Annotated in this window: 17 protein-coding genes and 1 pseudogene; 13 read left to right on the forward strand and 5 right to left on the reverse strand. The window is 71.0% G+C overall.

Annotation, left to right across the window (positions count from 1 at the left end; all coding sequences use genetic code 11):
• The first annotated feature begins 87 nt into the window (after positions 1-87).
• From IEY96_RS23645 to IEY96_RS23655, 3 genes and pseudogenes are all read left to right on the forward strand, one after another.
• Positions 88-1,872: a CehA/McbA family metallohydrolase domain-containing protein gene (locus tag IEY96_RS23645; protein WP_189196997.1), complete on the forward strand. Its 1,785-nt coding sequence runs from the start codon at positions 88-90 to the stop codon at positions 1,870-1,872.
• Positions 1,873-1,945: 73 nt separating this feature from the next.
• The gene (locus tag IEY96_RS23650) at positions 1,946-2,371 is read left to right on the forward strand and encodes a hypothetical protein (protein ID WP_189196998.1); all 426 of its coding nucleotides are present in this window, start codon (positions 1,946-1,948) and stop codon (positions 2,369-2,371) included.
• A gap of 159 nt (positions 2,372-2,530) precedes the next feature.
• Positions 2,531-3,358 (forward strand): annotated as a pseudogene (locus IEY96_RS23655) (SPFH domain-containing protein); the annotation flags it as partial.
• Positions 3,359-3,525: 167 nt separating this feature from the next.
• On the opposite strand, the gene IEY96_RS23660 reads toward IEY96_RS23655, so the two are convergent.
• The 5 genes from IEY96_RS23660 to shbA all read right to left on the reverse strand — a co-directional run bounded on the left by IEY96_RS23660 (position 3,526) and on the right by shbA (position 11,133).
• On the reverse strand, positions 3,526-5,136 hold the full coding sequence (locus tag IEY96_RS23660) for a sensor histidine kinase (protein ID WP_229791834.1): 1,611 nt from the start codon (positions 5,134-5,136) through the stop codon (positions 3,526-3,528).
• 158 nt (positions 5,137-5,294) lie between these two features.
• Positions 5,295-7,154 (reverse strand): UvrD-helicase domain-containing protein, encoded by a 1,860-nt coding sequence (locus IEY96_RS23665; RefSeq protein WP_189197000.1) that lies wholly within the window; start codon positions 7,152-7,154, stop codon positions 5,295-5,297.
• Positions 7,155-9,308 (reverse strand): ATP-dependent endonuclease, encoded by a 2,154-nt coding sequence (locus tag IEY96_RS23670; RefSeq protein WP_189197089.1) that lies wholly within the window; start codon positions 9,306-9,308, stop codon positions 7,155-7,157.
• Between the two features lie 410 nt (positions 9,309-9,718).
• Complete coding sequence (locus tag IEY96_RS23675; RefSeq protein ID WP_189197001.1) at positions 9,719-10,558, reverse strand: anti-sigma-D factor RsdA; 840 nt, start codon at positions 10,556-10,558, stop codon at positions 9,719-9,721.
• Positions 10,555-11,133 (reverse strand): RNA polymerase sigma factor ShbA, encoded by a 579-nt coding sequence (shbA, locus tag IEY96_RS23680; protein ID WP_189197002.1) that lies wholly within the window; start codon positions 11,131-11,133, stop codon positions 10,555-10,557. Before shbA ends, IEY96_RS23675 begins: the two co-directional genes overlap by 4 nt.
• Positions 11,134-11,298: 165 nt before the next feature.
• On the opposite strand from shbA, the gene IEY96_RS23685 reads away from it, so the two are divergent.
• Genes IEY96_RS23685 through IEY96_RS23730 form a run of 10 tightly spaced genes read left to right on the forward strand, consistent with a single transcriptional unit; the run spans position 11,299 to position 21,875 of the window.
• Positions 11,299-12,267, forward strand: coding sequence for an ABC transporter ATP-binding protein (locus IEY96_RS23685; RefSeq protein WP_189197003.1), 969 nt, complete (start codon positions 11,299-11,301; stop codon positions 12,265-12,267).
• Positions 12,264-13,034 carry an MlaE family ABC transporter permease gene (locus IEY96_RS23690; protein WP_107079119.1) on the forward strand — a complete coding sequence of 257 codons (771 nt, stop codon included), beginning with the start codon at positions 12,264-12,266 and terminating at the stop codon, positions 13,032-13,034. The genes IEY96_RS23685 and IEY96_RS23690 overlap by 4 nt, the downstream gene beginning before the upstream one ends.
• Position 13,035: 1 nt before the next feature.
• The gene (locus IEY96_RS23695) at positions 13,036-13,839 is read left to right on the forward strand and encodes an MlaE family ABC transporter permease (protein WP_189197004.1); all 804 of its coding nucleotides are present in this window, start codon (positions 13,036-13,038) and stop codon (positions 13,837-13,839) included.
• 5 nt (positions 13,840-13,844) lie between these two features.
• Positions 13,845-15,134 (forward strand): MCE family protein, encoded by a 1,290-nt coding sequence (locus IEY96_RS23700; protein WP_189197005.1) that lies wholly within the window; start codon positions 13,845-13,847, stop codon positions 15,132-15,134.
• Positions 15,131-16,165 (forward strand): MCE family protein, encoded by a 1,035-nt coding sequence (locus IEY96_RS23705; protein WP_189197006.1) that lies wholly within the window; start codon positions 15,131-15,133, stop codon positions 16,163-16,165. The genes IEY96_RS23700 and IEY96_RS23705 overlap by 4 nt, the downstream gene beginning before the upstream one ends.
• Positions 16,162-17,148, forward strand: a complete 987-nt coding sequence (locus IEY96_RS23710) for an MCE family protein (RefSeq protein ID WP_189197007.1) — start codon at positions 16,162-16,164, stop codon at positions 17,146-17,148. Before IEY96_RS23705 ends, IEY96_RS23710 begins: the two co-directional genes overlap by 4 nt.
• On the forward strand, positions 17,148-18,392 hold the full coding sequence (locus tag IEY96_RS23715) for an MCE family protein (RefSeq protein ID WP_189197008.1): 1,245 nt from the start codon (positions 17,148-17,150) through the stop codon (positions 18,390-18,392). Before IEY96_RS23710 ends, IEY96_RS23715 begins: the two co-directional genes overlap by 1 nt.
• Entirely contained in the window at positions 18,389-19,834 is a 1,446-nt protein-coding gene (locus tag IEY96_RS23720; RefSeq protein ID WP_229791836.1) for an MCE family protein, read from the forward strand. The genes IEY96_RS23715 and IEY96_RS23720 overlap by 4 nt, the downstream gene beginning before the upstream one ends.
• On the forward strand, positions 19,831-21,066 hold the full coding sequence (locus tag IEY96_RS23725) for an MCE family protein (protein WP_189197009.1): 1,236 nt from the start codon (positions 19,831-19,833) through the stop codon (positions 21,064-21,066). The genes IEY96_RS23720 and IEY96_RS23725 overlap by 4 nt, the downstream gene beginning before the upstream one ends.
• Positions 21,063-21,875, forward strand: a complete 813-nt coding sequence (locus tag IEY96_RS23730; RefSeq protein WP_189197010.1) for an Rv1363c family protein — start codon at positions 21,063-21,065, stop codon at positions 21,873-21,875. The genes IEY96_RS23725 and IEY96_RS23730 overlap by 4 nt, the downstream gene beginning before the upstream one ends.
• The last annotated feature ends 10 nt before the right edge of the window (positions 21,876-21,885 follow it).

Below are 21,885 nucleotides of genomic sequence, written 5' to 3' on the forward strand. Positions count from 1 at the left end.
TCCCCGCCGGCCGCACGATCGCCGGATGCCGGGCCGGCGCCGCCGCCCGTACGCTGGCCCGGGCCGGCAGGGGAGCGGGGGAGCGGCATGGGCGATCGGGCACGGCTGGACCGGCGCAGCCTGCTCGCCGCCGCCGGTGGGCTGGCGGTCGCCGGGATCGGCGTACCCGTGGGCCTCGCCGCCACCGGCGACCCGCCGCCGGTCGCCCGCGGACGGCGGCCGATCAGCATGGCCATGCACCTGCACGCCTCGTTCAGCGAGGGCGTCGCCAGCTACGCCGCCCACCTCGACCAGGCCCGACGCAACGCCGTCGACGTGCTCTGGTGGACCGACCACGACTTCCGGGTCGCCGCCCACGACCACCGCCGCGTGGTCCACTTCGACGGCCCAGAGGAGCCCGAGGGCGGGCTCGCCTGGACCTGGACGGCGTCCACCGAGGGCGCGCTCACCGCCTCCGCCGCCGACTTCGTGGCCGCCCCGCACGCCGCCGACGACCCGGGCCGCGCGCTGCGGCTCACCGCCGCCGGCGCCGGCATCCTCTGGTACGCCGGCAAGGCGTGGAACTGGACGCACACCGGGAACATCTCCGACACCACCCTGCACCTCGACGTGCTGCCCGAGACTGCCGGTCCCGACGCGACCCTGATCGTCGAGATCGCGCTGTCCCACCACCCGGCCGGCGCCGGCCGCCCCGCCGGCCAGCTCGTGCTCCGCTACCGCCTGGGCGCGGCGACCGCGACCCGGCACCGCGCCGACGGCCGGCACGGCACCGTCGACCTGCCCGCCCCGCCCGGCGCCTGGCGGCGGCACACCCTCGACCTGCTGGCCGACGTCCGGCGGCTCTGGCCAGACCTGGTGGCCGGCGACAACTCGCTGCGCGGGCTGCGCCTCGGAGTGCAGGTCGCGGCCGGCGCGCGCGGCGCGTACGTGGTCGACCGGCTGGTCTTCGACCGGGCCCGGCGTGCCGGGCAGGCCGGTGAGGAACTGCGCGCCGAGGTGCTGCGCGGCTACGCCGGGGCGTACCCGGGCGTCACCCACCACCGCGCCTACGAGGTGTCGATGGTCCGGCACCTCAACTGGTTCGGGGGCGACCAGACGCTGCCCGCCTTCCCGTCCCCGCCGTACCGGGACAACGACGTCGGGGCGACCGAACGGATGGTCGAGTTCCTGCACGGCCACGGTGGGGTGGTGTGCTGGAACCACCCGCTGGACGTGGAACGCCGCGAGTCCCTCGCGCGGCTGCTGGTGGAGCGGAATGCGCTCGGCGTCGACCTGATCGAGATCGGTCGCGATCCGGTCGACGACCACCTCTGGGCGTACGACGTGGCCGCGCGCAACGCCATCCCGGTCACGGCGGTCGGGGTGACCGACGACCACGACGGCACCGACTGGCGGGCCGGGCGGGACCGGCACGTCACGTACGTCTGGGCGGCCTCCACGGGCCGCGACGACCTGGTGGCGGCGCTGCGCGCCGGGCAGGCGTGGTTCACCGACCTGGCCCGCTACCGGGGCGCCCTCGACCTGGAGATCGGCGGCCGCAGCGCCATGGGCGCCGTGCTGACCACCGACGCGGCCGACCTGACCGTGCGGCTGCGCGCCACCGACCTGCCGGCCGGCGCGACCCTGGAGGTGGTGACCGGGACGGTCGACCGGGCGGGTGTCGCCGACCCGACCCCGGCGATCCGGATCGGACAGGTGCCCTGGCGGCAGCTCCGGGAGGGCTGGCACGACCTGTCCGTCGCTCCGGGTGCGGGCAGCTACCTGCGGACCCAGGTCCGGGGGCGGGACGGTGTCATCATCGGGGCGGGCAACCCGGTCTGGCTGCTGCGCCAGGCCCCACCGCGCGGCATTCCCTTGGCCCGCCGCTTCTGACCGCCGTGGGGCCGCGGACCGTCGACCGTCGCGTCTCTGCTCTGCTGGCCGTCCACGAGAAGGAGGAAGGTCCGTGAGCCTGCACTACGAGGTGGTCTTCAGTTGTTTCCTGGACGACGAGACGCCGCCCGACGTCCTCGACGCCCTCCGGTGGCATCTCGGGCTGCGCGACGACCTGCCCGCCACGCTGCACCCGGACGAGCACCCGTACCGGCTGTTGTCGTCGGACCCGGACAGCTACCTGCCCGGCGGTGACGTGGCGTCGTTGCGCCGGCAGCGGGTCGGCTTCACCGCGGCCGGCGACGTGTTCCAGTGGGGTCTGCACAGCCGGAACTACTGGCTGGACGACGACCTGGGCGAGCTGGTCACCATCCTCGACCTCATCGCGCCGCACGTCGTCGAGGACGGGTACGGCGGCCACTTCCGCGAGGTGTACGACAGGGATCTCGTCGTCTTCGAGTTCCGCGACGGGTCCTACGTCAGGAATCCCGCCCACTGACACCGGAAACGTAGATCTTGGCGAGTTCCCGTTCGCTGCTGACGGCAACTCTCCAAGATCCGTCCAGGCGCCTCCCGCTTGACATCACCAGGAGTGAAGGGCGGCGGACCGGGTACGCGCGCGGCCGGGAGGCGGGCGCCTCCGGGATCGAGGGGGACCATGGCAGCCGCCGCCGTCATCGCGCTGATCATCGTCGTCGCGCTCGTGGTGCTCGTGGCCTCGCTGAGCGTCCGGCTGGTCCAGCAGTACCAGCGCGGCGTGGTGTTCCGCTTCGGCCGGGTGCTGGAGCGCATCCGCCAGCCCGGCTTCCAGCTGATCGTCCCGATCGCCGACCGGATGGTGCGGGTGAGCATGCAGACCACGGTGATCGGGGTGCCCGCGCAGGGCGTGATCACCCGCGACAACGTCACGCTCACCGTCGACGCGGTCGTCTACTACCGGGTGGTCGACCCGGTGAAGGTGCTGGTCAACGTCCGCGACTACCCGTCGGCGGTGCTCCAGGTCGCGCAGACCGCGTTGCGCTCGGTGATCGGCAAGGCCGACCTGGACACCCTGCTGCGCGACCGGGACCGGATCAACGCCGAGCTCAAGGCGGTCATCGACGCGCCCACCGAGAAGCCGTGGGGCCTGCTCATCGAGCGGGTGGAGGTGAAGGACGTGTCGCTGCCGGAGGGGATGAAGCGGTCGATGTCCCGGCAGGCCGAGGCGGAACGGGAACGCCGGGCCCGGGTGATCGCCGCGGACGGCGAGTTCCAGGCGTCCCGGCGGCTCGCCGACGCCTCGCGGGCCATGGCGAACACGCCGGGGGCGTACCAGCTGCGGCTGCTCCAGACGGTGGTGGACGTGGCGGCGGAGAAGAACAGCACCCTGGTCATGCCGTTCCCGGTCGAGCTGCTGCGCTTCTTCGACCGGCTCGCCGGCGGGGACGTCGACCAGGTCCGTCCGGCGGGACAGGCCGGCCGGGGCCCCGCGGGGCAGGGCGGCCGGGGCCCGGCGGAGCAGGCCACGCCGGTCGAGCCGGTGCTCGGGCCGGTCACCGAGAACGTCGCGGCGGCCGCCGCCGACGGGGACGGGCGCCCACCCGCGCAGTGACCGGACAGGTATAGGCCGGGCCGCCGACCGGGAACGCTGAGCGCTCGCCGGTGGCCCCGCGCTCAGCCCGGAGCCACCGGCGTCAGCTCGCCCGCCTGCTCCGGCACGCTCACCGCGGCGGCCGGCTTCGGCAGGGTGAGGACGAACCGGGCGCCGTCGGCGTACGCGTCGTCCAGCCGCAGCGTGCCGCCGTGGTACTCGACGATCTTCTTGCAGATGGCCAGCCCGATGCCGGTGCCGTCGTAGGTGCCCCGCGGGTGCAGCCGCTGGAAGATCAGGAAGATCTTGTCGGCGTACCGGGGGTCGATGCCGATGCCGTTGTCGGCCACGGCGAACTCCCAACCGGCCGTGTCCTCGGTGACCGAGATGCGGATCCGGGGCGCCTGGTCGGGGCGGCGGAACTTCACCGCGTTGCCGAGCAGGTTCTGCCAGAGCATGGTGAGCAGCGTCGGGTCGCCGTGCACCACCGGCAGCGGGTCCGCCAGGATCTCGGCGCCCGCCTCGGCGATCGGGTCGGAGAGGTTCGACTCGGCCTGGGCGAGCGTGGCGGCCAGGTCCACCTCCCGGTCGTCGCGGTAGACCCGGCCGATCCGGGAGAACGCCAGCAGGTCGTTGATCAGGTTCTGCATCCGGGTGGCCCCGTCCACCGCGTAGTCGATGTACTGCCGGGCCCGGTCGTCGAGCTGGTCGGCGTAGCGGCGTTGCAGCATCTGGCAGAACGACGCCACCTTGCGCAGCGGCTCCTGGAGGTCGTGCGAGGCCACGTAGGCGAACTGCTCCAGGTCCTCGTTGGACCGGCGCAGCTCGGCGGCCTGCTGTTCGAGCGCGTCCCGGTGCCGGCGGCTGGTGTTCAGCGCGTCGACCACCCGCTGCCGCATGGTCTCCACGTCCGCGGTGAGCCGGGCGATGTCGGCCGGACCCTCCGGGGCGAGGCGGTGCTCGAAGTCGCCGCCGGCGACCCGCCGCACCGAGGCGCCCAGCCGGTCCAGCGGGCGCAGCACCGTGGTCCGGACCAGCACCGAGATGACGATGCTGGACAGCAGCAGGGTGGCGAGGATCGCCACGAAGAGGAGGTCCCGCAGCGCGCGGGCCCGGTCCAGGTCCGCCCGGCCGGCCGCCTGCACCCGGTCCAGCCGGGCCTCCAGACCGGTCAGCGCGGCCTGCGCGGCGTCGAACGCGAGCCCGCTCTGCCGTACCACCGGGGCCAGCTCCGCCGCGCTCGCGCCGGCCCGGCGGGCGGCGATCAGCCGGGTCGGGTACTCGGCCCGCCAGCGCTCCGCGAGGGCCAGCGCGGCGTCCAGCTCACGCCGCGCCGCCGGCTCGTCGGCGAGCAGGTCGCGGGCGCGCCGCGCGGTCGCGCGCTCGGCGGCCACCCCCTCCTCGTACGGGCGCAGCAGCTCCGGATCGCCGGTGATGACGTACCCGCGGACCGCCGCCACCTGCTCCAGCAGCCCGCTCTCCAGCCGGCTCACCGCGGTGCGGGCCGGGGAGATCCGGTCGGCCAGCCGGTTGGAGACCGTGGCGGTGTGGGACAGGGCCACCGCGCCGACCCCGCCGCCGGCGAGCACCAGCACGGTCATCCCGAGCATCATGACGCTCAGCCGGCGGCTCGTGGTCATCCGCGCCGCGCGACCCTCGATGACGGGTCCGTGCGCCGCTGCTGTGTTGCTCACGGCAGCACAGTAACGGAGTGTCGGGAATGTGGCGGGAGGGTCACTCCCGTCGAGGGCCGGTGCGGCCTATAGCCGCCAGCACCGCCGATCTGGCAGGGTCGAGCAGGTCTCCCCATAGTCGCAAGGATATCGATTACGTCTGTGATCTTAATCCAGCTTCAGCTGCCTATGTCTTCTAGTGTGAATACTTGGTCAGCGCTCGGATATCCGGCTCTTTCAAGCGCCTGCGTTGCCTCAGGCACGTCTGCCGTATACAGAACAATAGCCAGACTGTCCCTGGCTCTTGACGCACACACATACAGCAGCCTGCGGGTGCGCTCAATCACGCTATCCCTTCCCTCGGCTCGATTGGTTCTGTCGGTTATCGACAAAGGCCGCAGCCCCAACAGCTTCTCGTACGAGTAGAGTGACCACGACTCCTCATTATCATCAAGGACCACGACTACCCGAGGAAACTCTGCCCCCTTAGTCCCATGCTGAGTCGAGTATGGTGAGGCCCGATTGATGTAGGAAACGTAGCCATCCAGCTCGCCTACGTCACAGGCCATGAGCGCTTCTAGTACTGATTTCGTCGCTTCGGGAAGCGCGATGTCGTTGTCATCCCTGGAGTCCAAGAACCCGGCGAGACGGGGATCAAGAGTTACAAGCTCCGCTTCATGAGCTATTCGGAGCACTTCTCCCATGGAACCCGGTCCTCCTTGCTGTGCAGCACGCCTTAGCGCATGCACCGCCTCTTTGGCGGCACTTAACGCCGTGTGCACCGAGACTGACCTGAGCGCTTCATCGCTTAATGCCGTGCCGTGTCGGCGTACGACCACGGCTGGGACATCGCTGGAGGCGCCTCTGCACAATGGGAGGATACTGTTAATCAAGGGCGTTAGCGGCCATGCATTGCCTTCGTCAAACGCCTCACTGATCGATCCAGCACCGCGTTGATGAAACGCCGCATAAAGGTTCTCGAAGCCCAGTCGGCGCGCCGCAAGCTTGTGCATAATTAGCAAGATCTTTGCCCCGGCGGGGGGGTCAAGCGTCCAGTTTCCAGAAGCGCTGTGTGAGTCAAGCCAGGTGCGAACCCTCTTCAGGGTCGTGGTACGTTCGCTGTCGGCCGGCAAGACAAAAAAGAAGACCTCGCCGTGGCGCTGTGCTTCTTCCGGGAGCCCCGACACCTGATGCAACCCGTCGGCGCCAGCGCGAATGTGGTTGACAACACTGAGCACCTTCAGTGATGATCTGAAGTTCTCGGGCTTCTTTACGATCTCCCAGCCCCGCTCTGCCGGAATATCACTGATGCCACCAAAGTGGATCCTTTGCATTGGGTCGCCAAAAAATCCAAGACATATCCTGTCCGGCTGTGTACGGCGGACATGAAGGAGTGCCTCTAGGACTCGAGGTTCGGTATCTTGGCTCTCGTCAACGAAGATGAACGGAAACTTGGCCGCCACGATTCTGGACAACAAGGGCCGCGACAAGAGCATCTCAGGCACCATCGAGAGGATGTCTGAGTGTCCAACGATCCCTCGGCCGTAGTCGCCCCCGACCCCGTATGTCCACGACCGAATACTCCTGGACCCAGCGAGTTGATGGGCTCGCTTCTCTTTTGCCGCACCGGCCCTCGAGGCCCTGCGGGGATCTCCGGACGCCCCTGCCTCTGCTAGTTCGTCGATCTTCCGTTGCAGGTGACGTTGAACCCAGCCACCAATGTCTGCTTGAAACGGAGAGATTATCCTCCAAAGGAAACTGTGAATAGTTGATACATGGACCAAGGGATTACTGCCGACCTCTTGGAAGATTTCCTCCGCAGCTACCTCAGTGTAGGTAATACATGCGATCTGCTGGCCCTTTGCCGACAATACGTCGCCCTTGACTGCGGCGACGTGTGCAAGTGCTTTGACCAGGGACGTCGTCTTTCCCGAGCCTGCTCCGGCCACAACAGAGAAGCTTGGTGATGGTTCAGACCCCAGGATCCGCTTGAGCTGTGCATCCGCATCAGTGTCAGGAGCCAACGTCCTTGCCGTCACTTAGCCCTCCTCGACGTCGGTCGCGGACGTCTCAGGCCCGAGCAGTTCGTCCGCCAGCCAGGATAAGCCGTTCACAATATAGTGAGGGGCGGCCCAAGACTCCGGATCTTTTGCGATGAGCCCCATGGCAAACGATGTCTTCTCGAATGACTTAACTCTTTTGTGCAGCTTCTCATGCAACTCGTTAGCCGCGAGTGATTCGCTTCCACTAATGCCTAAGCCCAGCCCTTGCTGGGCGGAATCTTGGGACCATCTTAGGTTCTGTAACGCGAATGCTTCTTCGAATGTGCGCCCTGCCAGCTCTAAACTTTCTCCATTCCATGTGACTGGCTGCTTAGTCTGGAAGGCTATACGTACCTTGCCCGCTTGGCCCTCGGCTCCCGGGGGGCACTTCTCCTTGTCGCTCAGTTCTAACAGCTCAGCAATTCCGTCTACACTGGGGAGCCAGGCTCGCAAGGTTTCGTTGGAGGTTCTTGCCTTAGCCGTCGTCGTCATGCAGGCGGAGCCCGCCTTTTGTCCTGATGCTTCATTGTCTTCTCCATATACGCTATCTAGGTCTGTAATGACGAGGGTGGTAAGCCCCAGGAACTCGAGCAGGCTCCGAAACTTGTGCGCGAAGGCGCCACCGAGCTCTAGGATCGTCAAATGGCATTGCCGAAGTGCGGGGGTCGCCTTATGGATAATTAGTGGAACTAGGAGTCGCTCGACATTTCCCTCGACTAAGACCGCGGCATCAGCGAAGAAGAGGTCGCAATGGGTGAGCTTTAAGTATCTCCGTATGAACTCTCTAGTTTCTTGCTCCTCGTTATTGTGAAATGTTGAGAGGTTGCGCACGTCGCTGTGCAATATGTTGCCATCAGGGCCGGACCGCTTGAAGTATCTGATGGGCTCGAAGTTTGATTCATAGATAACATGCGCTGAGTGTGTCGTCACGATCATCTGTGTAGTGAAGTGCAACGGCATGGGTGGAAGGATGTCGCGAATCTTCCTAATAAAGACCTGTTGCAACTGGGCATGCAGGTGCGCCTCTGGCTCCTCAATCATAATGAGATGGATCGGTGGCGTTTCTTCAGCGACCTCCGTCCAGGCATGATGGAAGTCGAGAACTTCTACAACCATGTAGATGAGGTTCTTGAAGCCTAGGCCGTTGTAGTGATCGGGAAGCGTTGTGGTTTGACTCACATCACCGGTGCTGGTCTGAGGCAGTGCGTAGTGGACGCGGGCACTCGTATTGAGGATGCTCTCCGGGTTGAAAGAGGCCTTGATCACCAAGCTTGGGTTAGTTAGGCCGGGGTAACCTAGTTGCGTTAGCTTTTCCAGTGTTGACCCGAAGACTTTGGCAAAATGGGCATTGAGCTTTTCCTCTGATTCTGAGATGGCGTTTAGCGCCTCGAGGTCTTCGTTGCGCTTCTCCAAGTTCCTTGAATAGAACCTGCTAAGCCGTTTGGAGAGTTCCTCGGCTCGGCCGCGTGAATCCGTGTCCGTGAGGTGTCGTTGCGCACTCAGAAAGTCAACTCGGATCAGGGATTCGAGCTTCTTTGCCGATCCTGAATCGGATGATCCAAGGACGTACGGTGTATATGACTCATTCGGGTTGCCGTCATCGTCGCACTGCTGAGAGTCGAGTACCGAGTATCGAATCCCATATTCGGATCGTAGTCGCCGCGTCAGGTAGTCTGTGAGATCCTCAGGCCAGGGTTTGTAGTGCGATTCCGGTTTAAGGGCTTCGATATCGATAGCGTCTAGCGCCTCGTGAAAATTGGTTATGAGGGATAAATGGTCCCGTGGCATGTATTCCAGACGCACGCCCACAGGCTGCTCGCTATTCCACTCCAGGGTTGGGATGAAATCAACTACACGATGCAAGTTCTCGTCATCGACCACGAACCACAGGTCTAGAACGATTCGGGGTAAGCTTGTCTCTGGGTCGTCCCTCTCTGGGTTAAATTCGCTGAACTGGTTCCAGCAGTCCGCACTGAAATCGTACAGCTGGAACTGGCCCTTCTGGTTCCCGAGGAATAGTGGAAAGACGTGGGTGGCCGACGTCTTTCCACTATTGTTGGCGCCCACGAAGATCGTCGTTTCCTCGTCAAGCATGACATGGACGTTCTTGAGGCGTCGGAAATTCTTGACCCGAAACGACTTGAGGTGCATAGTTCCGCCCAATGCTGAAGTCTACGAAAACCCGTTGGGTGTCCTTGCCTCAACGGCCAACGCCAATGGGGTGCGGCCGTTGAGTCTCGCATATCCGGAGCGCTGGTCGTGGACGGATGAGTGGTACCGATGGCTGGTATTTGGACCGCATCGGATGAGGCTCGATGGTCCTAGCCGCCGATGGTCGGCTGTACTCGGTGATAGCTAGGTCGTAGTCATGTGTCGTGCAGCCACGGAGTCCCACTGAGGCCTGATGTTCGGAGCTCCATCAGCTGGTAGCGGCAGCCCCACCAGCATCGGCGAGAGGAACGGGCGCCGGCGCGGACCAGGCAGTCGCGCCGATGCCACCTCGCCCGCGGTCCTGCGATCCCATGCTGTGCTCACCGCACACAATGGATGTGTCGCGGCGCTCAGTCGAGCAGCCCGCCCCCGGTGGGCAGCGGCAGACCGGGCAGCGGCAGGCCCGGCACGGAGACCGACACCGACACCGACGGCAGTGGCAGCCGGGGCAGCGGCAGCAGGGGACTGTCGGCCGGGGCGGGCGATCCGCTGGTCCCGGGCCTGGGCGAGCCGCCCGTGGAGGCGGGGCCCGGCCGGGGCGCACCGGTGCGGGTGGGGCTCGGCACGGCGGTGGGCGCGGGGGTGGCCGGGGCGGAGCCGGCCGGCGCGGCGCTCGGCGGCGCGGCCACCGCCCGGGCCGCCGCCAGGTCGCGGGCCAGCACGTCGAGCGCGGCGCCCAGCCGGGCGACCGCCGCCGGGTCCTCGACCCGGGCCAGGTCCCGGCGGGCCTGCGCGATCAGCGCCTCGGCGTCGTCGAGCCGGCCGGCGTCCAGGGCCGCGCGGGCCCGGTCGACGGTGTCCTCGATGCCGCGCACCTCGGCCTGCTGCGGGTGCAGCAGCTTGGTCAGCGACCAGAGCGGGCTGCCCGGGCCGGCGTCGCGGCTGCTGATGCCGAGCCCGGAGACCAGGGCCAGCAGCGCCAGGGCGGCGGCCGCCAGCCGCAGCGTCCAGGGGCGGGGCCGCCGGACCGCCGGCCGCGCAGGCACCTCCTCGACGGCGTCCGGCGCGGCGGGGCGTACCCCGGTGGGTTCCTCGGCGAGGTCGGACCGCCACGCGGCGAGCAGCCCGGCGAGCGCGTCGTCGTCGGGCGCGGGCTCGCCGCGGCCGAGCGCGTCGAGCAGCGCGTCGTCGCGGGCGATGGTCCCCAGGTCCATCGCCTCGTCGCCGTCGCCCGGCATCCGCCCGGTCATGCCGCCACCTCGTCCAGTGAGCCCCCGGCCAGGGTACGGAGCCGGGCCAGGGCACGGGACTGGGCCATCCGGACCGCGGCCGCCGACATGCCGACGACGTCCCCGACCTCCTCGGCGGAGAGGCCCACCGCGACCCGCAGCAGGACGATCTCCCGCTGCACGTCGGGAAGCCGGCTGAGCAGGGCGGACAGCCGCCGGGCCAGGTCGCTCGCCACCGCCTGCTGCTCGGGCCCCGGCGCGGCGTCGGGCCGCTCCACCGGGGTCTCGGTGGGGGTGACCGCGGCGTCCCGGACGGCGGAGCGCTGGGCGTCGGCCACCTTGTGCGCGGCGATGCCGTAGACGAACGCGGCGAACGGGACGCCCTGCTCACGGTAGCGGGGGAGGGCGCGCAGCACGGCCACGCACACCTCCTGGGCGACGTCGTCAGCGGTGGTGTAGGCCCCGCCCACCCGGCCCAGCCGGGCCCGGCAGTAGCGGACCAGCCCCGGACGCACGCCGACCAGCACCGCCTCGACCGCCGCCGGGTCGCCCCCGGCGGCCCGGCGGACGAGCTCGGACTCGATCACTGTCGTCATGGCGTTCGCGGAACATCCTCATCACCGGCCGGTTTCCGGCACGTTATCCACACCTCCGGGGTTTTGCATAGCTCGCCGCCCGTCCCCGACCGGTGACCCAAAGTAGTTGTTGCGCCCCGCCGCCCCCGCCCGATGTTCCAGGTGGGACACGAAGGGAGGGGAGCGATGGGCGTCGAGGTCGCGGTACGTGGACTGACCAAGTCCTTCGGCGGGCACCCGGTCTGGTCGGACCTCACCCTGACCCTGCCCGCGGGGGAGATCTCCGTCCTGTTGGGACCCTCCGGCACCGGCAAGTCGGTGTTCCTCAAGACGCTGGTCGGGCTGCTCCGACCCGACCGGGGCTCCGTCGTCATCGAGGGCCGGGACCTGCCGAAGCTCTCCGAACGCGAGCTGTACGAGGTGCGCAAGCTGTTCGGCGTGCTGTTCCAGGACGGCGCGCTGTTCGGCTCGATGACCATCTACGACAACGTGGCGTTCCCGCTGCGCGAGCACACCCGCCGCTCCGAGTCGGAGATCCGGGCCGTGGTGACCGAGAAGCTGGAGATGGTCGGCCTGGTCGGGGCCGAGCACAAGCTGCCCGGCGAGATCTCCGGCGGGATGCGCAAGCGGGCCGGGCTGGCCCGCGCGCTCGTCCTCGACCCGCAGATCATCCTCTTCGACGAGCCGGACTCCGGGCTGGACCCGGTGCGCACCGCCTACCTCAACCAGCTCATCGTCGACCTCAACCAGCGCACCGGGGCGACCTTCCTGATCGTCACCCACGACATCAACACGGCCCGGACCGTGCCGGACAACATCGGCCTGATCTACCACGGGCACCTGGCCATGTTCGGGCCGCGGGAGATGCTGCTGTCCAGCACCGAGCCGGTGGTCCGGCAGTTCCTCAACGCGCAGCGGATCGGCCCGATCGGGATGGCCGAGGAGAAGGACGCCGAGGAGCTGGCGGCCGAGGCGCAGGCCGGCGTGGAGCTGCCGCCGTTGCCGCCGATCCCGCTGCAACTGCCCCCGTCGGACGGGCGGCCGCGCCGCGCCGAGCGCCCGCCCGGGCAGTGGTGCCGCGAAAACGGCGTCACCCCGCCGCCCGGGTCGTTCGAGGGCCGCTGGGCGCCCGAACCGAGTGAGGTGGTCCGGTGAGTGCCCCGGTCTCCGCCGTGCGGCACACCGGCGAGTTCTTCGCGTTCTGCCTGGACACCCTGCGGGGGCTGGGCCGCCGGCCGGTGCAGGTCCGCGAGTTCGTCCAGCAGGCCTGGTTCATCAGCTCGGTGTCCATCCTGCCCGCCGCGCTGGTCTCCATCCCGTTCGGCGCGGTCATCGCGCTCCAGCTCGGCTCGCTGGTCCGCCAGCTCGGCGCGCAGTCGTTCACCGGCGCCGCCTCCGTGCTCGCCGTGGTCCGCGAGGCCGGCCCGATCGTCACCGCGCTGATCATCGCCGGCGCCGGCGGCTCGGCCATCTGCGCCGACCTCGGCGCGCGCAAGATCCGCGAGGAACTGGACGCCATGCAGGTGCTCGGCATCGACCCGATCCACCGCCTCGTGGTGCCCCGGGTGCTCGCCTCGATGCTGGTCGCGGTGCTGCTCAACGGCCTGGTCAGCGTGGTCGGCGTGACCGGCGGCTACGCGTTCAACGTGGTGCTCCAGGGCGGCACGCCCGGGGCGTACCTGGCCAGCTTCCAGGCCCTCGGCCAGCTTCCCGACCTGCTGGTCGGCGAGGTGAAGGCGCTGCTGTTCGGCGCCGCCGCCGCGCTGGTCGCCAGCCACCAGGGGATGACCGCCAAGGGCGGCCCGAAGGGCGTCGGTGACGCGGTCAACCGCAGCGTGGTCATCACCTTCATGCTGCTGTTCGCGCTGAACTTCGTGGTCACGGCCGTGTACTTCCAGGTCGTCCCGCAGAAGGGGAGCTGACATGGCCGTCCTGCGGTACCTCGACGACCTGGGCGGCCAGCTCGCCTTCCACCTGCGCGCCCTGGCCTGGGCGCCGCGCACCCTGCGCCGCTACCGGCGCGAGGTGATCCGGCTGCTGGCCGAGGTGAGCTTCGGCACCGGGGCGCTCGCCGTGTTCGGCGGCACCGTCGGGGTGATCTGCTTCCTCACCTTCTTCACCGGCACCGAGGTCGGGCTCCAGGGCTACCAGGCGCTCGACCAGCTCGGCAGCAGCGCGTTCACCGGCTTCGTCTCGGCCTACTTCAACACCCGAGAGATCTCGCCGCTGGTCGCCGCCCTGGCGCTGTCGGCCACCGTCGGCTGCGGCTTCACCGCCCAGCTCGGCGCCATGCGGATCTCCGAGGAGGTCGACGCGCTCGAGGTGATGGGCGTGCCCTCGCTGCCGTTCCTGGTCACCACCCGGATGATCGCCGGCTTCATCGCGGTCATCCCGCTGTACGTGGTCGGCCTGCTGGCCAGCTACCTGGCCACCCGCACCATCGCGGTCGGCTACTTCGGACAGTCCGCCGGCACCTACGACTACTACTTCCACCTCTTCCTGCCCCCGGCGGACGTGCTCTGGTCCTTCGGCAAGGTGCTGGTGTTCAGCGTGATCGTGGTGCTGGTGCACTGCTGGTACGGCTACACCGCCCAGGGCGGGCCGGCCGCGGTCGGCGTCGCCGTCGGGCGGGCCGTGCGGACCGCGATCGTCGCGGTCAACGTCGTGGACTTCTTCCTGTCCCTGGCCATCTGGGGCGCCACCACCACCGTCCGGATCGCGGGGTGACGACCATGCGACACCGTCTTCTCGGCCTCGTCTTCGTCGCCCTGCTCACCGCGGCGCTGACCGCCGCCGTGCTCCAGTACCGCGGGGCGTTCACCCCGGTCGACCGGGTCACCCTCCGCGCCGACCGTGCCGGCCTGCACCTGATCGAGGGCGCCGACGTGAAGGTACGCGGGGTGGTGGTCGGCGACGTCCGGTCGGTGCGCAGTGACGGCCACGGCGCGATCGTCGGGCTGGCCCTCGACCCCGCCGCCACCGCCCGGATCCCCGCCGACGTGACCGCCCGGCTGCTGCCCAAGACCCTCTTCGGCGAGCGGTACGTCGAACTCGTCCCGCCCCCGGGCAGCTCCGCCGGGCCGATCCGCGCCGGCGCCGTGATCACCCAGGACCGCAGCCGCACGGCCGTCGAGCTGGAACGGGTGCTCGACGAGGCGCTGCCGCTGCTCCAGTCCATCCGCCCCGATCAGCTCGCCACCACCCTCGGCGCCATCGCCACCGCCCTGGAGGGGCGCGGCGAGCGGCTCGGCGCGAACCTCGCCCGGCTCGGCGCGTACCTGCGGCAGCTCAACCCGCAGCTGCCGACGATCACCGAGGACCTCCGCCAGCTCGCCGCCGTGCTGGACAGCTACGACGCGGCGCTGCCCGACCTGCTGGCCCTGCTGCGCGACGTGACCGTCACCGCCGGCACCATCGGCGACCAGCGCGACCAGCTCGCCGCGTTCCTCGCCGACACCACCGACACGGCCGACACGGCGCGCGGCTTCCTGGACCGGCACGGCGACCAGCTCATCCGGCTGGGCCAGGTCAGCCGCCCGGTGCTGGAACTGCTGGCCGCCTACGCGCCCGAGTACCCGTGCCTGGTGCACGGGCTGGTCGCCCTGCAACCCCGGGTCGAGGAGGTCTTCGCCGGTGGCCGGATGCACATCACCTTGGAGGTGACCCGCGACGGCGGCCCGTACGAGCGGGGCCGTGACGAGCCGGTCTACGCCGCCCACGACGGCCCGGACTGCCGGGGCATGCCGCACCCGCGGGTGCCCGCCCCGGAGGTGCCGGTCGCCGACGGCTACGACTATCGCGGCGCCCGTACCCCGGCGCCCCTGCCGGTCGGTGTCCCGGCCGGTGGCGCGCCGACGGCGCCGGCGTCCCCGGCGATGGGCCGGGCCGGCACCGCCGAGGAGCGGGCGCTGGTGAAACCGCTGGTCGGCGGGCTCACCGGGACGCCGCCCGCCGAGGTGCCCGACTTCGCGGTGCTGCTCTGGGGCCCGCTGCTGCGCGGAGCGGTGGTGACCGCCCGATGACCGGGAAGACGACCCCCGCGCTGGTGAAGCTGGTGCTGTTCGCCGCGGTCACGCTGCTGGCCACCGGGCTGCTCGCGCAGACCCTCGGCGCGTTCCCGCCCGAGGGCACCACCTACCGGGCCCGGTTCACCGACGTGACCGGGCTGCTCGCCGGCGACGACGTGCGGATCGCCGGCGTGCGGGTGGGCAAGGTGGCCGACATCCGGGTGGTCGACGACACCACCGCCGAGGTTGCCTTCACCGTCGACCGGGACGTGCCGCTGGCCGTCGGCGTGCGCGCCGCCGTCCGCTACCGCAACCTGGTCGGGCAGCGCTACCTGGCGCTGACCGAGGGCCCCGGCGACCCCCGCCCGCTGCGCGCCGACGGCCTCATCCCGCTCAGCCAGACCAAGCCGGCGCTGGACCTGACCGTGCTGTTCAACGGCTTCCGGCCGCTGTTCACCGCCCTCGACCCCGCCGAGGTCAACAAGCTGGCGTACGAGATCGTCCAGGTGCTCCAGGGCGAGGGCGGCACAGTCGCCAGCCTGTTGCGCCGCACCGCCTCGCTGACCAGCACCCTGGCCGACCGGGACGCGGTGATCGGGCGGGTGGTCACCAACCTCAACGAGGTGCTGGGCACCCTGGCCGCACACGACCAGGAACTCGACCAGAGCATCAGCCAGCTCCAGCAGTTCGTCTCCGGGCTCTCCGCCGACCGCACCGCCATCGGTGAGGCGCTGGTCAGCCTCGGCGAGCTGACCGACACCACCGCCGGGCTGCTGCGCCAGACCCGGCCGCCGCTCGCCGCCGACGTCCGCGCCCTCGACGAGCTGGCGGGCACGCTGAACCGCAACTCCGCCGTCATCGACGCCACCCTGGGCCGGCTGCCGCAGCGCTACGAGTCGCTGACCCGGGTCGCCTCGTACGGCTCCTGGTTCAACTTCTACCTCTGCGACTTCGACGGCCGGCTCGCCGTCGACGGGCGGGCGCCGCTCACCGTGCCCGGCGTCGACGCCACCGCCGCCCGCTGCGCCACCGGAGGTGCCCGGTGAGACCGTTCCGCGAACGCAACCCGGTGATCGTCGGCGCGGTCGGGCTGACCGTGCTGGTCGCCGCCCTGCTCGGCGCCTTCCAGCTCGACCGGATCGCCGCGCTCACCGGCCGGGCGTACGCCGCCGCGTTCCACGACGCCAGCGGCCTGGCCACCGGCAACGAGGTCCGGGTGGCCGGGGTGCGCGTCGGGGTGGTCACCGCCGTGGAACTGGCCCGGGGGCCGCAGCCGTACGTACGGGTCCGGTTCCGGGTCGACGACGACGGCGTACGCCTCGGCCGGGACACCGGCGCGACCATCCGGATCAAGACGGTGCTCGGGCAGAAGTACCTGGCCCTGGCCCCGGCCGGCGCGGGGAAGCTGCCCGAGCGCGGGCAGATCCCGCTGGACCGCACCGCCGCACCGTTCGACGTGGTGCAGGCCGTCACCGGCCTCGCCGACACCCTCGACAAGGTCGACACCGACCAGCTCGCCCGGGCGTTCACGACCCTGTCGGAGACCTTCGCCGACACCCCGTCCAGCGTGAGCACCTCGCTGACCGGACTGTCCCGGCTGTCCCGCACGGTCTCCTCCCGCGACGCGGAGCTGCGCACCCTGCTGTCCCGGGCCCGGGGCGTCACCGGCGTGCTCGCCGAGCGGGACGAGGAGTTCCGCAAGCTGGTCACCGACGGGGAGAAGCTGCTCACCGAGGTCAGCCGGCGGCGGGACGCCATCCACCAGCTCCTGGTCGGCACCGACCAGCTCGCCACCCAGCTCTCCGGGCTGGTCGCCGACAACCGCACCCAGCTGCAACCGGCGCTGCGCAAGCTGCGCGACGTGGTGGCCGTCCTGCAACGCAACCGCGACGACCTGGAGCAGACCATCCGCCGGATGGGCCCGTTCGTCACCGCGTTCGCCAACGTGGTCGGCAACGGGCGCTGGTTCGACTCGTACGTGGACGGTCTGCTCCAGCCCTACCTGCCCGCCGCCACCGGAGGTCGCTGATGCCCGGTCGGATCCAGCGCTGGCGGCGCCCGCTCGCCGCGGCCACCGTGCTCGTCATCGCCGTCGCCGCCGGGGCGGCGGTGTGGCGGCACGAACCGCCGCAGCGGCGCGTCGTCGCGTACTTCACCCGCGCGGTCGGCGTCTACGCCGGCTCCGACGTGCGGATCCTCGGCGTCCGCGTCGGCGAGGTCGAGAAGGTGGTCCCGCAGGGGCGGGTGGTCCGGGTCGAGATGCGCTACGACCCGGAGCTGCGGCTGCCGGCGGGCGCGCAGGCGCTGATCGTCCCGCCCAGCGTGGTCAGCGACCGGTACGTGCAGCTCACCCCGGCGTACACGGGCGGCGCCGCGCTCGACGACGGCGCGCGGATCCCGGTCGACCGGACCGCCGCGCCCATGGAGATCGACGACATCTACGCCGCGCTCGACGAGTTCAACCGGACGCTCGGCCCGCGCGGCGCCAACGCCGACGGCGCCCTGTCCGACCTGGTCGCCACCGGCCGGGCCAACCTGGACGGCAACGGCGCCGACCTGCACGAGACGCTCGACGGGGTCTCCCGCGCGCTGACCACCCTGTCGAACGGGCGCGGCGACCTCTTCGGCACGGTGGTCAACCTGCAACGCTTCACCACGACCCTGGCCCGCAGCGACCAGCAGGTACGCCGCTTCCAGCAGCAGCTCGCCGACGTCGCCGAGCAGCTCGCCGGCGAGAAGGAGGAGCTGGCCCGGGCGCTGCGCAACCTGGCCGCCGCGCTCGGCGACGTGACCACCTTCGTCCGGCAGAACCGGACCGCGCTCACCTCGAACGTCACCGCGCTGGCCGACATCACCAAGGTCCTGGTCAAGCAGCAGCAGGCGGTCATCCAGATCCTCGACGTGGCCCCGCTGGCCATCGGCAACCTCAACCTCGCCTACAACCCCCGCTCGGGCACCCTGGACACCCGCGACAACCCGCTCGGCCCGTACGACCCGGCCACCTTCGCCTGCTCGCTCATGGTCGCCCAGCTTCCCGCCGCGGAGGTGCCGGCGATCTGCACCAAGCTCGCGCAGACCCTGCGGCAGCGCGGGCTGCCCCTCACCGACCAGCTGCGCAAGCTGCTCAAGCTGCCGCCCGGCGCCCCGGCGGGAGGCGGGTCCTCACCGGGCTCCGTCAGCTCCCCCGGTGCGCCGACCGCCGACCAGGCGCCGGGCGGCTCCACCATCCCGAGCGACCCCACGCTCGGCGGCATCCTGCGGGGCCCGGCGTGACCGCCCGGCTGTCCGGCGCGCCCGCCGCCACCCGCGCCCGGCTGCCCCGGTTGCTGGCCGGCGCGCTGGCCGTGGCCCTGCTGCCTGCCGGCTGCGGCCTGCCCGAGGTCGCCGACCTGCCGCTGCCCGGCGGCCGGCCGGCCGGGCCCGGCTACACGGTCACCGCGGAGTTCACCGACGTGCTGGACCTGGTGCCCCGGGCCGCCGTGAAGGTCGACGACGTCACCGTGGGCAGCGTCGAGAAGATCTCGCTGGACGGCTGGCACGCCCGGGTCCGGCTGCGCATCGACCGGGCGGTGCGGCTGCCGGCGAACGCCACCGCCGCCGTCCGCCAGAGCAGCCTGCTCGGCGAGAAGTACGTGGCGGTGGCCCCGCCCCCGGCCGAGCCGGCCCGCGGCGACCTCGCCGACGGCGACCTCATCCCGCTGTCCCGCACCACCCGCGGCGCCGAGGTGGAGGAGGTCCTGGCCGCGCTGGGCCTGCTGCTCAACGGCGGTGGCCTGGCCCAGTTGCGCACCATCAACGCCGAGCTGAACCGGGCCCTGGCCGGCCGCGAGCCGGCGCTGCGGGACACCCTCACCCAGCTCGACACCTTCCTCGGCGGGCTCGACCGGCAGAAGGCCGACATCGTCCGCGCCATCGACGCCCTGGACCGGCTCACCGGCCGGCTGGCCCGGCAGCGGCAGGTCGTCGGCGACGCGCTGGACTCCCTCGCCCCGGGCCTGACCGTCCTGGCCCGGCAACGCGCCCAGCTCACCAAGGCGCTCACCGCGCTCGGCCGGCTCGGCACCGTGGGCACCCGGGTGGTGGAGCGCAGCCGGGCCGACACGGTGGCCGCGGTGACGTCCCTGCAACCGATCCTGGAACAGCTCGCCCGGGCCGGCGACGACCTGCCGAAGTCGCTGGACTTCATGCTGTCGTACCCGTTCCCGCCGAACGTCACGGGTGCGATCGTCGGCGACTTCGTGAACCTGTCCGTCACGGCCGACCTGGACGCGGCCAGCATCCTGGCCAACCTGGTGGCCGCCGCGCCCGCCCCGGCGCCGCGGGCGTCCCGGCCGGCGACCCCGACGGCGCCCCGGCCGCCCGCCACCGGCGGCGGCCCGGCGCGGCCCGGCGCCAAGCCCGGCGGCGGCGTCCTCCCCGACCTGCCGCTGGTCCGGTGCCTGCCGGACCTCAAGGACTTCCCGGCCATCTTCACCCCGCCGAAGGAGTGCGGGCTGCCGGAAGGCTGCAAGCTGCTCAAACCCGGCTCCGCCGTGCCGCTGGGCGGGCTGCTGCTGCCCAAGGGCCTGGTGCCGCCGGGCACCGCGCTTCCCGCCGGAACCGAACTGCCCGACGGCACCGTGCTCACCGCCGAGTGCGTGCTCCCGGTGACCGGCGCCGTCGTCGGCCAGGTCGGCGACCTGACCGACGTGCTCGGGGGAGGGCTGATCCCGTGATCGGACGCACCGTGAAGCTTCAGGTGCTCGCCTTCGTGCTGGTGAGCATCCTCGGCGTCGGCTACGTCGGCATCCGCTACGTGGGCCTCGGCGACCGGCTGTTCCACACCGGCTACGTGATCCACGTCGACCTGGCCCGCGCCGGCGGGCTGTTCGCCAACGCCCCGGTCACCTACCGCGGCGTGCCCGTCGGCCGGGTCACCGCGGTCGACCTGCGCGGCGACGGGGTCCGCGCCGACCTGCGCATCGACCGGGGGGTCCGGGTTCCCGACGCGCTGCGCGCGGTGGTCGCCCAGCGGTCCGCCGTCGGCGAGCAGTACCTCGACCTGCGTCCCGACCGCGACGGCGGGCCGTACCTGGCCGACGGGGCGGTGATCCCGGCCGACCGGACCGGCCTCCCGCTGGCCCCGGAGACGCTGCTGACCAACCTGGACGCGCTGGTCCGCTCGGTGGACCCGGACGACCTGTCCGTGCTCGTCACCGAGCTGGGCACCGCGTTCGAGGGCAACGAGCAGGCCCTGGCCCGCCTCCTCGACGCCGGGGACGCCCTGCTCGCCGAGGCGGACCAGCGGCTGCCCGAGACCCTCGCGCTGATCCGCGACGCGCGGACCGTGCTGACCACCCAGGCCGAGTCCGCCGAGGCGCTGCGCCGCTGGTCGGCCGGGCTGGCGCAGCTCGCCGCCACGCTCCGCGCCGCGGACCCGGACCTGCGCCGGCTGCTGGCCGGCGGACCGCCGGCCGGCGTCGAGCTGCGGGCGCTGCTGCGCGGCCTGGAACCCGACGTGGGGGTGCTGCTCGGCAACCTGGTCACCGTCAACGGGATCGCCGCCCGGCGGCTGCCCGGCATCGAGCAGCTCCTGGTCGTGTACCCGATCGCGGTGGCCGGCGGGTTCACCGTCACCCCCGGCGACGGCACCGCGCACCTCGGTCTCGTGGTGAACGCGGGCAACCCGCCGTCCTGCGTCTACTCCGGCGGCGGCACCCGGTGCGACGCCGGCGAACGGTCCGCCGGGGCGAGCGTGCGCGGCGCCGGGAACGCCCCCCGACCCGGCGGCGCCGACCCCGCGCCCCCGACCGCCGACCGGGGCGGCGACCCCGGGTACGACCCGGCGACCGGCCTGGTGCTCGGCGCCGACGGCCGCCCCCTGCAGTTCGGCGGCACCGGCGGCCAGTACCGCACCGCCGGCGCCCAGTCCTGGAAACAGCTGTTGCTCGCCGGGGTGACCCCGTGACCGGCGTACCCGAGGAGGTGGCGGTGCCCAGCCGTAGGAACACCACGTTGAAGGTCATCAAGGGCGCGAAGGCGGGCGGGCCGACGCCACCGCGCCGCCGCCTGGTCACCCGGGCGGTGCCCGCACCCGCCGAGCCGATCGAGCGGGTGCTGGAACGGCTCGACCGGGAACCCGTCGAGGACCCCACCGAGGCCGGCGACCTGACCGTCGTCGGCGACCCGGCCGAGGTCGAGGACCTGCCGGATCCCCACCGGGAGTCCGCCGAGGCGGACGCCGCCGACGAGCCGGACGCTGCTGCCGAGTCGGTCGGCGACGTCCCGCGCGGCCGGGCCCGGGCGCTCACGGCGCTGCTCGTGATGCTGCTCGCCGCCGCCCTGGCCGGCGCCGGCGTGCAGGGCCACCGCTGGTACGTCGACCGCGCCACCGAGCAGGCCCGCGGGGCGGCCGTCGCCGCCGCCCGGCAGGCCGCGGTCAACTTCGTCTCGGTCAGCGCGGCCAGCGTCGACCGGGACCTGAGCCGGATCACCGCCGGCGCCACCGGCGACTTCAAGGACGAGTTCACCCGCGGTCAGGCCCAGGTGCGCGCCGCCGTGGTGGAGAACAAGGTCCAGTCGCAGGGCACCGTGCTGCGCGCCGGGATCGTCTCCGGCGACCGGCGGCGCGCGGTGGTGCTGGTCGCGGTCGACGCCACCGTCCGCAACGTCAAGGCGCCCGACGGGCGGCCGTCGCACTACCGGATCCAGCTGGACCTGGTCCGGGACCGGGACTCGGGGGACTGGCTCGTGACCAAGCTCCAGTTCGTCGGATGACCGACAGGAG

The sequence above is a fragment of the Micromonospora fulviviridis genome (assembly GCF_014648395.1).
Taxonomy (GTDB): Bacteria; Actinomycetota; Actinomycetes; order Mycobacteriales; family Micromonosporaceae; genus Micromonospora; species Micromonospora fulviviridis.